Genomic DNA, 13203 nt, shown 5'->3' with positions numbered 1-13203 from the left:
ACGCCCACCAGGAGCCCGGGAATCGTGCGAGGATATGGTCCTGACCTCGCGCGGGTCCAACGATTGGCGCGGGTACCGTCCTGTCCGTAGTAAAGGGTTTGATTCGATGCACATATCCGCCAAGGACCTCGCCGCACTCATCCCCGCGGGGTTCACGCTTGGAGTGGCCACCGCAGCCTTCCAGATCGAAGGTGCGCTGGACGAGGACGGCCGCGGACCCGCCGGCTGGGATGTATTTGCGGCAAAGCCCGGCGCCATCGTGGAGGACCACAGCCCGAAGGTGGCCTGCGACCATTACCACCGCATGCCGGACGACGTGGCGCTCATGAAGCAGCTGGGCGTGGACTCGTACAGGTTCTCGTTCGCGTGGCCGCGCATCCAGCCCACCGGCCGCGGACCCGCGAACAAGGCTGGCCTGGCCTTTTACGACCGGCTCCTGGACGAACTCCTGGCCAACGGAATCTCGCCCATGGCCACCATCTACCACTGGGACACACCGCTGGCGCTGGACGAGGACGGCGGGTGGATGAACCGGGACACCGCCTACCGGCTGGGGGAGTACGCCGGCATCCTGGCTGAGGCTTTCGGTGACCGGGTGGCCCGCTGGGTCACCATCAACGAACCCGCCACGGTGAGCACCAACGGCTACACCCTTGGCCTCCATTCGCCGGGCAAGGAGCTCCTCCTGGGCGCCTTCCCCACGGTCCACCACCAGCTGCTGGGGCACGGCCTGGCCGTGCAGGCCCTGCGCGCCGCGAAGGTGCCGGGCGAAATCGGCATGACCAACGTCTACTCGCCCATGGTCCCGAATTCGATCAACCCGCTGGACTACGTCAGCGCGGGCCTGATGGACCTGGCGCAGAACCGGCTCTACGCTGACCCGGTACTGACGGGGAAATATCCCGACCTTATCCGGGCCGCCAAGTTCTTCAGCTCGTTCGAGCATCCGGAGGAGGACATGGAGCTCATCTCGCAGCCGCTGGATTTCTACGGGCTCAACTACTACATGCCCACCAAGGTTGCTGTTGGGCCGGGCGGCGGGGCGGTGCCGGCGAGCATGGCGGAGGCCATGGGCAGCGACCTCAGCGCAACGGGCAGCGGCGGCACCCCCTTCCACGTGGAAACCTGGCCGGAAGCGGACATCACGTCCTACGGCTGGCCGGTTAAACCGGAATACATGCGGGTTGCCCTGAAGGAGATGGCCGACCGGTACCCCAACCTGCCGCCTGTCATCCTCACCGAGGGCGGGGCCAGCTTCGAGGACATCATCGTCCGGGACAAGTCCACCAACACCCGGTTCATCCCCGACGAGCGCCGCCTCAAGTACCTCTCGGACCACCTCGAGGCTGCGCTGCGGGCCACGGCTCCCGGCGGTGAGGCTGAGTCCATCGACCTGCGCGGCTACTACGTCTGGTCCCTGCTGGACAACTTCGAATGGTCCGCCGGCTACAACCAGCCGTTCGGGCTGCTCCATGTGGACTACGAGACCCTGGAGCGGACGCCCAAGGCCTCCTACTTCTGGTACCAGGAGCTCATTGAGGAGCGGGACGTGGCTGCCGCTGCGGACATGGCCATCGCAGCGGCCGCGGCACCCGAGGGGTTGGAGGCGGAGGTCCTGGATGCGGAATCGCCCGACGACGGCGTGACCCCGTTGGGTGCCAGCGCTTAGGCCGCCGGGGCGCGGGGCAGCCGCTGCCGGGGTGCAGGGTAGCCGCTGCCGCGTTCGGGCTGCGGCTTTAGGGCACCGGGCTAGAGGACGCCCAGCATGCCCAGCTGCTTGGCGATGCCCGCGCCGTCAGGGGAGTAGATCCACGGTACCTTGGACGTGGTGTGGTCGCCGTCCTCCGAGTGGCCGCCGGCGAAGACTGACTCGCTCACAGACAGCTGGCGGATGGCGATAGCGGCAACCTTGTCCGGGTTCTCCGCCGCGAAGCCGGAGTAGATGGCTTCATCGTGCTGGCCGTTGTCACCGATCAGCAGCCACTGCATGTCCGGGAACTCCTTGCTAAGCCGCTCCAGGTTACGGTGCTTGTGGTCCTGGCCGCTGCGGAACCAGCGGTCCTGGGTCAGGCCCCAGTCCGTCAGCAGCAGCGCTCCGGACGGGTACATGTTGCGGTTCAGGAACCGGGCCAGGGTGGGCGCGGCGTTCCAGGGGCCCGTGGACAGGTAGATGACCGGGGCATCGGGGTGTTCGATGGTGAGCCTGTCCAGCAGCACCGCCATGCCCGGCGTGGCCATGCGTGCGCGCTCGCTCAGCACAAAGGTGTTCCATAACGCCAGGAACGGCCGGGGAAGGGCGGTGACCATCACGGTGTCATCAATGTCCGAGACGATGCCGAATTTCACGTCGGGCGCGATTACCCGGACCTTTGCCTCAACAGGGTCCGTTCCTTCCGCCCGCAGGACAGCGGTGTGCCAGCCCGGAGACAGCTGGACGTCCACCTCCGTATCGATCAGGCCGCCACGGTCAGCCCGGACATGGGTGACGACGTCGCCGATGGTGATTTCGACGTCGGTGAACTGCAGCGGTACACCGGTGAAGGCGCGCCAGCCCCGCACATTCTGGTTGCCGTTCTGGGCTTCCTGCTCGGCCTTGCTGCCAGGCAGCGGCTTCTGGGTCATCAGCACCCGCCCCAGTACCCTGACTTGGGTGGTTGAGCCGTAGCCCTGGTAGGCGATGATCTGCGGAACGAACTTCCAGCGCTTGGCCAGCTGGATCCGGACGTCATTGAAGGCGTCCGATAGCCGGTGCGCCAGCCGGAACACCTGGTTCCCGGAGAGCGCGTCCAAAGCCGCGGCAGGTGTTGTGCTGTGTGCAGAATTCTTCGGAGCCGAGTCCATGGCTCCACTCTGCCACAGGGTGCCGCGGGCCAAGGAGAAGCCAGGCCTCCGCTGACGCTTCGTGACGTTACCCTTCGCCAAGGATCCCGCGCAGGGTGTCCGCGTTCCGCACCGCGTTCCCGCCGCCGTCGTTATTGAAATAGGCGTAGACGTCCAGGCCGTTGCCTGCCCATTCCCGGATGCGGTCCGCCCACCACTGCAGGTCCGCATCCGAGTAGGAGCCTGCGTAAAGGTGCTGGTGGTCCGGTCCATGGAGCCGCACATAGGCGAAAGGGGCAGTGGTTCGAAGGATGCAGGGAAGGTTGGCACCGCTCATGATGCAGTAGGCGGCCTGGTGCCGCTCCAGCAGGGCGAACACCTCGGAACATTCCCAGCTCGGGTGCCGGAACTCCACGGTGACCCTGATCCAGTCCGGCACCGCGGCGAGGAAGTAGTCCAGCCGCGCATCGTCCCGTTCCATGCCAGGCGGCAGCTGGACCAGAAGGACTGCGCGTTTATCCCCCAACTCGTGCCAGCACCGGGTGATGCGCTCCAGCCACACCTCCGGTTCGTGCAGCTTCCTGGCGTGGGTCAGGCCACGGGGAGCCTTGACTGACATGCTGAACCCGGCGGGCAGCCGCTGGTTCCAGCCGGCAAAGGTGGTGTCGCGGGGCCAGCGGTAGAAGCTGGCGTTGAGTTCAACGGTGTGGAACCGGGCCACATAATGCTGCAACCGGTCCTTCGCGGGCAGCTTGGGCGGATAGAGGACGTTTTCCCAGTGGTCGTAACTCCATCCGGAGGTTCCGATGTGGATTGCCATGTTTGCCTCCGGTCACCGCTGCTGCCGTCTTTCGAGGCTACACGGTCCACTCCGGCGCTCGCTGTGGCAGGGTATGGTCATGGCGCGAATTGAAGATTATGCGGTTGTCGGTGACCTCCATACCGGGGCACTGGTGAACACTGAAGGCTCCATCGACTGGCTCTGCCTTCCCCGGTTCGATTCCCCTGCCTGCTTCAACGCGCTGCTGGACACACCCGAGGCGGGGCGGTGGCTTTTGGCGCCGGAAAGTGGCGGGCCCTGCACGCGCCGCGGCTACCGGGACGGCAGCCTGATCCTGGAGACGGAATGGGACACCGCTGACGGGACGGTGCGGGTCATCGACTTTATGCCGCCGCGTGACTCGGTGGCTGACATCGTCCGGATCGTCGAAGGCGTCACCGGAAGCGTGAAGATGCATGGGGAGTTGACCCTCCGCTTCGATTACGGCCACATCATCCCCTGGGTGCGCAAGGACGACTATGGCCTGCACGCCATTGCCGGGCCGGACGCCGTCTATTTTGTAACGCCTGCTCCGTTGCGCGGGGAAAACATGCACAGCGTCAGCGACTTCACGGTCAATGCCGGCGAACGGGTTCCGTTTGTCCTCACCTGGGCCCCTAGCCACGTGGGGCGGCCGCACACTGTGGACGCCGAGGAAGTACTGGGCACCACCTACGCCTTCTGGCGGGGCTGGGCCTCCCAATGCACCGTGGAGGGCAAGTACAAGGAAGCCGTTATCCGCTCGCTGGTGACGCTGAAGGCCCTGACCTATGCTCCCACCGGCGGGATCGTGGCGGCGGTGACCACCTCGCTGCCCGAACAACCCGGCGGCCCCCGCAACTGGGACTACCGCTACTGCTGGCTCCGCGACGCCACCATGACGCTCCAGGCGCTGCTGGCAGCCGGCTATACCGCCGAGGCGGCCGCCTGGCGGGACTGGCTGCTCCGGGCCGTCGCCGGCGACCCGTCAGATCTCCAGATCATGTACGGAATCCACGGTGAACGCCGGCTGCCGGAGATGGAGCTGCCCTGGCTGAAGGGTTACGAAAACTCCTCCCCGGTCCGGATCGGCAACGGCGCCGCCGAGCAGTTGCAGCTGGACGTGTGGGGCGAAGTGCTGGACTGCCTGGCGCTCACCCGCAACTCGCTGTTGACCCATACCGATGAGGCCTGGGACGTGCAGGTAGCGCTGATGGAGCACCTGGAGACCATCTGGGACCAGCCGGATAACGGGCTCTGGGAAATGCGCGGCCCCCGCCGGCACTTCACGCACTCCAAAGTGATGGCCTGGGTGGCGGCGGACCGGATGGTCAAGGGCGTCCGCGACTCAGGGCTTCCCGGGCCGGTGGAACGCTGGGAAAAACTGCGGGACACCATCCGCCGGGACATTATGGCCAACGGCTTTGACGCCAAACGCAACACCTTTGTGCAGTCCTACGGGCGGCCGGAACTGGACGCCAGCCTGCTCCTGATTCCCCGGGTGGGTTTCCTGCCGCCCGATGATCCGCGCGTGATCGGAACCATCGAGGCCATCCAGCGGGAACTGACCGAGGACGGGTTCGTGCTGCGTTACCGGCCCGCCGAGAGCGACGACGGCCTGCCGGGCGATGAGGGCGTCTTCCTGGCGTGTTCGTTCTGGCTGGTGGAAGCGCTGTTGGGCGCGGGCCGCCAAGAGGAATCCCGGAAATTGTTCGAACGGCTGCTGGAATTGCGCAACGACGTGGGGCTGTTGAGCGAGGAATGGGGAGTCAGGCTCGGCCGGCAGCTCGGGAATACTCCACAGGCGTTCAGCCACTTCGCGCTTGTGACTAGCGCTTTGGAGCTGCATCAGGATACCGTTCGGCGAAGTGACACTCCCATACCCCCGGAAACGGCGGAAACGCGCTGAGGCGGCGCGTTCGGGACGTCCGGCTTCTCCTTCGCTAATTAGATAAGTATACTTACTAACACTTCATGGAGTGCTCCCAAAGAGCACAGCACCATGACTGATGGAGGAGTGATTGCAATGGCCGGGTATTTTGAGCTCGTGGACGCGCCCGACGGCGGCTATAGGGTCCGGATGATGGATGGCACCGGGAATCTGATGGCCATCTCGGTCACCTTTCCTACCAAGCGGGCAGCGGTTGCCGGGGTGGCGATGGCGCGTGAAATCGCCGGCACGGGCCTGATCAGGGATAAGAGCCACGACGGCGCCGGCACGGTCATCAGGGAGCGCGTGCGTCCGGTGACCAGCCCCAAGGAGGAGGCTGCCCGGGCCAGGAAAACCGCGGGGGCCAAGCGGGCTGCGGTCAGCTGATGGTGGCGCTTGAACCCGAATCCCCTGACGGCGGACGCCGACGGGGGATTCTCTTTGACGTTGACGGCACGCTGATCGATTCCTCCTACATCCACACCATTTCCTGGTGGGGTGCCTTTCGACAGTACGGCTACGACATCCCGATGGCTTCGATCCACCATTTTGTGGGCATGGGCGGCGACCGGTTGGTGGACAGCCTCCTGCCGGATGACCGGGACAGGTCCCTTGACTCTGAGGTCATGGCCAGCCATGCCGCACTCTACGCCTCCCACTGGCCGGCATTGCGCAGGTTCGACGGCGCCAGGGAACTGCTGGCGCAATGCCATGCGGCCGGACTCGCCGTCGCGCTCGCATCCTCTGCACGCAACCAGGACCTCCAGGTCATGAAGTCGATCCTGGACGCGGACGCGTACATCGATGGCGCCACCAGCGCCAACGACGCCGAGGAAAGCAAGCCTGCTCCGGATATCCTCGTCGCCGCGCTGGAAGCAATCGGCGTGGAGGCGGCCGACGCCGTGTTTGTCGGGGATGCGGTCTGGGACATGGAGGCCGCCGGCGCGCTGGGGATTCCCGCCATCGGAGTCACCTGCGGCGGGGTCAGTGCAACTGAGCTCCGGGACGCGGGCGCGGTGGAGGTCTATGAAGGGCCGCGCGACCTGCTGGAGAACCTGAAAACAAGCGCTGCAGGCCGCCTGTTAACCTGATGCGGCGCTAAAGCGTCTGCCCGCCGGCGACCGAGTCCTCGTCACCCGCATTGGCCGGTTTGACCCAGGAAACTGCTACCCGCACGGAGCCGTCGTCGCTCCGATCTATGTCGGTGACCACATCGGTGATGCCGGCGCCCATCTCCACGATCCGCTGCTGGTAACTGGCTACCAGCGCTTCAAGGCTTTCCTCCGTCCATTCGCCGGGGCGCATGCGCGTGGAAATTTCGACCGGTTCCGGCTGGTAGAGCGACATCATGTTCCTCTTTCACTGGCATCTGGCGTGGGCTGGTCCTTCCTACGCTAGGAGCCGCAGGCTGGGACGACAAGACTTTCATCAGCCTGCTTACTTTTTTGCGCGTGAGCCGATAACGTCGAGGAAAGGGCGTCCCGCCCGGATCCGAGAGAAAGGGAGACTGTGAAAGCACTGACGTGGCAGGGAAAACGTTCGGTAAGTGTGGAAGAAGTGCCTGATCCGGTCATCCAGGACCCTACCGACGCCATCATCCGGATCACCTCGACGGCGATCTGCGGCTCCGACCTCCACCTGTACGAGGTCCTCGGCCCGTACATGCACAAAGGTGACGTGATCGGCCACGAACCGATGGGCATCGTGGAGGAGGTGGGCAGCGCCGTCACCAACCTTCGCAAAGGCGACCGGGTGGTGGTCCCCTTCAACATTTCCTGCGGCCGCTGCTACATGTGTGCCCAGGGCCTGCAGTCCCAGTGCGAGACCACCCAGGTCAAGGACAAGGGCTCAGGGGCGGCCCTCTTTGGCTATTCGGAGCTGTACGGTTCCGTCCCCGGCGGGCAGGCCGAGTACCTCCGCGTGCCGCACGCAGATTACGGCCCCATCAAGGTGGGCACGGAATTGCCGGACGAACGGTACCTGTTCCTCTCGGACATCCTTCCCACCGCCTGGCAGGCCGTGGAGTACGCAGACACTCCGGCCGGCGGCACGTTGGCCGTGTTCGGGCTGGGCCCCGTGGGCCAGTTCTCGGGACGCATCGGGGTCCAGCGCGGGCTGCGGGTCATCGGCATCGACCCCGTCCCTGAGCGGCGTGAGATGGCGGCGCGGCACGGCGTCGAAACGCTCGACTACACCAAGGATGTGGCGGACCAGCTGCGGGAGATGACCGCGGGGCGTGGCCCGGACGCGGTGGTTGACGCCGTCGGCATGGAAGCGCACGGCTCCCCGGTGGCAGGGTTCGCGCACCAGGCGCTGGGCCTGCTGCCGGACAAACTGGCGCAAAAGGCGATGGAGACAGCCGGCGTGGACAGGCTCGCCGCGCTGCACACGTCCATCCAGGCTGTGCGCAGGGGCGGAACAGTGTCGCTGAGCGGTGTCTACGGCGGGCAGGCCAGCCCGATGCCGATGCTCACCATGTTCGACAAGCAGATCCAGCTCCGGATGGGGCAGTGCAACGTGCGCCGCTGGACAGATGACATCCTTCCCTTGGTGGAGGACGACGCCGATCCGCTGGGTGTGATGGACCTGGTCACCCACCGCTCCGGCCTGGAGGGGGCGCCGGCGCTGTACGAGAAGTTCCAGAAGAAGGAGGACGGCTGCATCAAGGTGGTCCTGAACCCCTAGTTTTCGCTGCACAGGCTGTTCAGGGCTTCCTGCGCCACGTCCTGCATCTCGTAGATCAGCGGATTCAGGTCGAGGGTTGGCGGCGCGGGCGGGTAGGCGACTGACATCGCCAGTTGCGTGCTTCCGTCCTCGCTGGTCATGGCGATCATGCCATAGCCGTCGGTGTCCCCGGGAAGGCCATAGTAGAAACGGTTGTTGCAGGTGTTGTTCCACCGCCGCAGGGCAAAGCCGTAATACGTCGAGGAGCCGCCCTTCATGGCCGTCACCCTGTCCGGCGGGAGCAGGGTGCCCTGCAGCAGCGAGGCGTAGAACTGGTTGACGTCCTCCACCGTGGAGACGGCGCCGCCGGAGGGCAGCTCGGCCTGCCAGGCGGGATGTGCCACGTCCACCTGCTTGCCCTCCACGGTGATGTAACCGTGGACCATGGTGGGCGGGGGCACGCCGCCAAGGCTGGTTGCCGTCAGGCCCAGCGGCTGCGCAACATCTGCGGCCAGGACGCGGCTCAAGCTTTGCCCCCGCAGCCGTTGGACCAGCAGCCCAAGGGCGGCGTAATTGGACCGCGAGTAGTTGAATATTCGCGCTAGCCTCGGTTCCCAGGGAATGGTGGCGGCCAGGGCCAGCTGCTGTTCAAGGCTGAGCGGCCGGTTCATCGTTTCCGCCCACCCGCCGGAGGCCAGGAGGGGGACTGAGAAGTCGGGCAGCCCGGACTCATGGGTCAAGAGCTGCCGGACCGTGACCCGGCCGGGCGGATGGAGGACGCTGCCGAACTCCGGGAGGTAGTCGCTGACCTGGTTGTCCAGGTCGAGTTTGCCCTCCTCAGCCAGCTTGAGGACCGATACAGCAAGCATGGATTCGGTAATGCCGCCGATGCGGACTGGATCAGAGACTGCTGCAGGCTCACGTGTTGCCAGGTCCCGTACGCCGGAGGCGTGCGTCCAGCTGGTGTCCTTGGACCGGACGGCGACCAAAACCGCGGGCGCGCCTTCCTCCAGCATCCGGGAGCTGAAGGATTCCAAAAGGGCGAAGGCTGCCGGCTTGTCCGGGTTTGGCGGAGGCGGTTCCCCGGTGCAGCCGGCTGACGGTGCAGCCAGCAGAACCGTGCACAGGACAGCGGCGACCCGCTTCAACGCGCGGCCCGGGGTTGTGCCCATGTTGCCCATTTTCCCCCAACTAAGTAGCGCCAAGTGCCGTTTTGAGGCTCCAAAACGACACTTGGCGCTACCTGGATGGGAACAGGGGTTTAGGTGAGGCGGACCTGGCGGTTCATGTCCTTGTACAGCAGGTAGCGGAACTCGCCCGGGCCGCCGGCGTAGCAGGCCTGCGGGCAGAAGGCGCGCAGCCACATGAAGTCGCCGGCCTCCACTTCCACCCAGTCGTTGTTCAGCAGGTACATGGCCTTGCCCTCCAGGACATACAGGCCGTGCTCCATCACGTGGGTTTCCGGGAACGGGATGACGCCGCCGGGCTGGAACGTCACGATGTTCACCTGCATGTCGTGGGCCAGGTCGCTGGAGTCCGTGAAGCGGGTGGTTTTCCAGGCGCCGTCGGTGTCCGGCATCGCCGTGGGTTCCACGTCCTTTTCGTTGGTGACGAAGGACTTGGCTTCGAAACCCTCAAGGCGTTCGTAGGCCTTGCGGATCCAGTGGAAGGACACGACGTCGTCTGAAACGTTTTCCAGGCCCCAGTCCGAACCTGCCGCCAGGTAGGCGTAGCCGCCTTCCTCCAGCTGGTGGAGTTCGCCGTCGAGGGTGAGGTTGACCTTTCCGCGGGTCACAAAGATGACGCCTTCAACCCCGGCCTCGAACTCAGCTTTGGGGGCGCCGCCGCCCGGTCCGATCTCAACGATGAGCTGCGAGAAAGTGGTGGCGAAGCCTGAGATGGGGCGGGCGATGATCCAGGATCGGGTGTTCGAAAAGCCCGGCAGGTTGGACGTGACGATGTCCGTCATCACGCCCTTCGGGATCACCGTGTACGCCTCGGTGACGATGGCCCGCTCGGTGGTCAGGTGGGTCTGCGGCGGCAGCCCGCCAGTGGGGGAGTAGTACTTGCCCATAAGGGATCCTTACCTAGGAGTTGGAAGTGGTGGCGAGCCGCGGGTGGGCCAGTCCGGTCAGTTGTGGAATCCCGACGCCGGCCAGCGCCTGGACTTCCTCGGCACCGACGGCGCCGCACTGGACGCCGCGCAGGACGAATGCGGCCAGGGCGCGGGCCGTGGCGGGCTCGTCCATCACGCCGCCTTCGGTCTGCTCCACGTAGTTCCGCAGGCGGGCTGCGGCTGCCGGAAGGCCCTGGCGGTAAAAGGCGTAGGTGGCGGAGAAGCGGCTGGGCAGCTGGGCCGCGTGCAGGTCCCAGCCCTGGTAGTAGCCGCGTTCCAGCGACCGCCGGACCAGGCGGCCGTGCAGCTGCCAGGCGTTCTCCACGTTGTCGCCCACGGGGATGATGTTGGTGGAGCCGTCCGAGAGCCGGATGCCCGTTCCGGCCACGGCCAGCTGCATGACTTCCTTGGCGAAGTCCGCCACCGGGTGCTCCATGGACTGGTATTCAGCCGAGACCTGCAGCGACGCGGAGTAGTCGTACGTGCCGTAGTGGAGGCCGCTGATCCGGCCCGGGACGGCGTGCGGCAGCTGGGCCACCGGCGAGGTTCCTTCCGGCCCCAGGATCAGCTGCGGGGTTTCCACCTGCACCTCGAAGCGGAGCCTGCCGGCCGGGAGCGAGTGCACCTCCTCAAGCCGGGAAACGGCGTAGTCCATGGCCTTGACCTGGGCCACGGTGGTCACCTTGGGCAGCGTCAGGACCAGGCCCTCCGGCAGCTCGCCCGCCGCGGCCAGGCCCGAAACGAACAGGTCCAGCGTCCGCAGCCCGCGGGACCGCGTGGCCGCCTCAAAGCACTTGAACCGGATCCCAATGAACGGGGGAGCGGACCCCGCTGCGACCGCGGCGGCCACAGCGGACGCCGCGGCAACCGCGGCGGCGTCCTCGGCGTCGTCGCCCCTGTCCCCGAAGCCGTCCTCAAAATCGAGCCGCAGGTCCTCGATGGGTTCGCTGGCCAGCTTCGCTTCGACGCGCGGGGCAACAGCCTCCGCCAGCGCGGCGTCCTGGCCGAGCAGCGCACCGAGCTTTTCCAGCCCGCCGTGGGCGTTGGCCGCGGCCAGTGCCTCGGCGCCCCAATCGGCAGCGAACGACGGCGTGAACCGGTCCGCGGGCACGTACACCGTGTGGACGGGCTGGCGTGAGCCGTCGTCGCCCGGGTAGTTCTGCTCCAGCAGGCGGTCGGTGGCGGCCAGTTGCCCGTCGATGGCCGCCAGGTCCCCGGCGGACAGTGACGGTTTGGGTGATGCTGCCATGGCTCAGCCCACCAGTTCGTAGGCCGGGGTGGTGAGGAAGTCGGTGTAGTCCTCGGACAGGCAGATGTCCGCGATCAGTTCGCTGGCCGGCTGGTAGTAGCGGCGGAAAGCCTCGTCGCCGAACTCGGTGCGGAGCCGCTCGGTTTCCTCGCCCAGGATCCGCTCCACCAGTTCGCGGGTGACCGTGTTGCCGGTGTCCGCGAGGACCGACTTGTTACGGATCTGCTGCCAGACCTGGGAGCGGGAGATTTCCGCAGTTGCGGCGTCCTCCATGAGGTTGTGGATGGCCACGGCACCGTTCCCGGACAACCAGACCGCCGTGTAGGCGATGGCCACGTACAGGTTCAGCCGCAGCCCGGCCTCGGTGACCTGGCCCTCGGCGGAGGTGACGTCCAGCAGCTGCTCCGCGGTCACGTTGACCTCGGGGCGCTGCTTGTCCAGCTGGTTCGGCTTGTCGCCGAGCACCGAGTCAAACACTTCACGGCAGGTGGGGACCAGGTCCGGGTGGGCCACCCAGGAGCCGTCGAAGCCGTCGTTCGCCTCGCGGGTCTTGTCCGCCCTGACCTTCGCGAAGGCCGCCTCGGTCACTTCGGGGTGGCGGCGGTTGGGGATCACGGCCGCCATGCCGCCCATGGCAAAGGCGCCCCGCTTGTGGCAGGTCTTGACCAGCAGTTCGGTGTAGGCGCGCATGAACGGGGCGGTCATGGCAACCGAGGCACGGTCCGGGAGAACGAACTCCTCACCGGCGTCGCGGAAGTACTTGATGATGCTGAACAGGTAGTCCCACCGGCCGGCGTTCAGGCCGGAGGCGTGGTCCCGCAGTTCGTACAGGATCTCATCCATCTCGAACGCGGCCGGGATGGTCTCGATCAGCACGGTGGCGCGGATGGTGCCCTGGCCCAGTCCCAGGTAATCCTGCGCAAACACAAACACGTCGTTCCACAGCCGCGCCTCAAGGTGGCTTTCCATTTTGGGCAGGTAGTAGTACGGTCCCTGACCGTTGAGCACCAGCTGCTTGGCGACGTGGAAGAAGTGCAGGCCGAAGTCCACCAGTGCGCCAACGGCGGGTTCTCCGTTGAGCAGCAGGTGCTTTTCCTGCATGTGCCAGCCTCGGGGGCGGGCCACCACGACGGCGAGCGGCGCGTCGGTGCGGAGCCTGTACTCCTTGCCTTCCGCCGAGGTGTAGCTGAGGGTGCCCTGGGCGGCGTCCCGGAGGTTCAGGATGGCGTCGATGACGTTGCCCCAGGTGGGGGTGCTGGCATCCTCCAGGTCCGCGAGCCACACTTTGGCGCCGGAGTTCAGTGCGTTGATGGCCATCTTTGCCGGTGAGGCGGGCCCGGTCATCTCCACCCGGCGGTCCTGCAAAGCCGCCGGTGCCGGCGCGACTTTCCAGTCGCCGTCGCGCACGTCCTGCGTCTCCGGCAGGAAATCCAGCTTGCCGGTCTCAGCCACGCGCTGCCGCTTGACGGCACGCGCTGCCAGGAGCTCGTTGCGGGTGCCGGCGAAGCGGGTGTGGAGCTCCTCGATGAAGGCCAGGGCCTTGGGGGTGAGGATTTCCTCCGCGCGCACGATGGGCCGGGGGTCTGTGACAGTGATGGCCATTTCTGGTCCTTTCCTTGTACTGA

At 66.2% G+C, this 13203-nt stretch carries 12 protein-coding genes; 5 read left to right on the top strand and 7 right to left on the bottom strand.

The window, feature by feature from the left end; genetic code table 11:
- Nucleotides 1-106 precede the first annotated feature (106 nt).
- Nucleotides 107-1669, top strand: a complete 1563-nt coding sequence (locus tag BMX78_RS16120) for a GH1 family beta-glucosidase (protein ID WP_091421388.1) — start codon at nt 107-109, stop codon at nt 1667-1669.
- A gap of 80 nt (nt 1670-1749) precedes the next feature.
- On the opposite strand, the gene BMX78_RS16115 is transcribed toward BMX78_RS16120, so the two are convergent.
- Both BMX78_RS16115 and BMX78_RS16110 read right to left on the bottom strand, forming a co-directional pair.
- Nucleotides 1750-2841: an App1 family protein phosphatidate phosphatase gene (locus BMX78_RS16115; RefSeq protein WP_091421386.1), complete on the bottom strand. Its 1092-nt coding sequence runs from the start codon at nt 2839-2841 to the stop codon at nt 1750-1752.
- 67 nt (nt 2842-2908) lie between these two features.
- The gene (locus BMX78_RS16110; RefSeq protein WP_091421384.1) at nt 2909-3640 is read right to left on the bottom strand and encodes a DUF72 domain-containing protein; all 732 of its coding nucleotides are present in this window, start codon (nt 3638-3640) and stop codon (nt 2909-2911) included.
- Between the two features lie 79 nt (nt 3641-3719).
- On the opposite strand from BMX78_RS16110, the gene BMX78_RS16105 reads away from it, so the two are divergent.
- The 3 genes from BMX78_RS16105 (at nt 3720) to BMX78_RS16095 (ending at nt 6640) form a co-directional block, all read left to right on the top strand.
- Nucleotides 3720-5528, top strand: coding sequence for a glycoside hydrolase family 15 protein (locus tag BMX78_RS16105; RefSeq protein WP_091421649.1), 1809 nt, complete (start codon nt 3720-3722; stop codon nt 5526-5528).
- 117 nt (nt 5529-5645) lie between these two features.
- Complete coding sequence (locus BMX78_RS16100; protein ID WP_091421382.1) at nt 5646-5936, top strand: hypothetical protein; 291 nt, start codon at nt 5646-5648, stop codon at nt 5934-5936.
- Nucleotides 5936-6640, top strand: a complete 705-nt coding sequence (locus tag BMX78_RS16095) for an HAD family hydrolase (protein ID WP_091421380.1) — start codon at nt 5936-5938, stop codon at nt 6638-6640. Before BMX78_RS16100 ends, BMX78_RS16095 begins: the two co-directional genes overlap by 1 nt.
- Before the next feature lie 7 nt (nt 6641-6647).
- Here BMX78_RS16095 and BMX78_RS16090 read toward each other — a convergent pair whose 3' ends face one another.
- Entirely contained in the window at nt 6648-6899 is a 252-nt protein-coding gene (locus tag BMX78_RS16090) for a hypothetical protein (protein ID WP_286139069.1), read from the bottom strand.
- 159 nt (nt 6900-7058) lie between these two features.
- Here BMX78_RS16090 and BMX78_RS16085 point away from each other — a divergent pair, with 159 nt between their 5' ends.
- Nucleotides 7059-8234 (top strand): zinc-dependent alcohol dehydrogenase, encoded by a 1176-nt coding sequence (locus tag BMX78_RS16085; protein WP_091421376.1) that lies wholly within the window; start codon nt 7059-7061, stop codon nt 8232-8234.
- Here BMX78_RS16085 and BMX78_RS16080 read toward each other — a convergent pair.
- From BMX78_RS16080 to aceB, 4 genes are all read right to left on the bottom strand, one after another.
- A complete protein-coding gene (locus BMX78_RS16080) occupies nt 8231-9385 on the bottom strand; it encodes a serine hydrolase domain-containing protein (protein WP_091421646.1) in 1155 nt (384 codons plus the stop codon). The two genes, BMX78_RS16085 and BMX78_RS16080, sit on opposite strands and share 4 nt — an antisense overlap.
- An 89-nt stretch (nt 9386-9474) precedes the next feature.
- The gene (locus BMX78_RS16075) at nt 9475-10287 is read right to left on the bottom strand and encodes a bifunctional allantoicase/(S)-ureidoglycine aminohydrolase (protein ID WP_091421373.1); all 813 of its coding nucleotides are present in this window, start codon (nt 10285-10287) and stop codon (nt 9475-9477) included.
- Between the two features lie 13 nt (nt 10288-10300).
- Nucleotides 10301-11578 (bottom strand): DUF6986 family protein, encoded by a 1278-nt coding sequence (locus BMX78_RS16070; RefSeq protein WP_091421370.1) that lies wholly within the window; start codon nt 11576-11578, stop codon nt 10301-10303.
- A 3-nt stretch (nt 11579-11581) separates the two neighbouring features.
- Complete coding sequence (gene aceB / locus BMX78_RS16065) at nt 11582-13180, bottom strand: malate synthase A (protein ID WP_091421367.1); 1599 nt, start codon at nt 13178-13180, stop codon at nt 11582-11584.
- Between the last annotated feature and the right edge of the window lie 23 nt (nt 13181-13203).

The organism is Arthrobacter sp. OV608 (assembly GCA_900110595.1).
Lineage (GTDB): Bacteria > Actinomycetota > Actinomycetes > Actinomycetales > Micrococcaceae > Arthrobacter.
The sequence above is the reverse complement of the archived record's forward strand: the minus strand, read 5'-3'. Positions and strand labels throughout refer to the sequence as shown.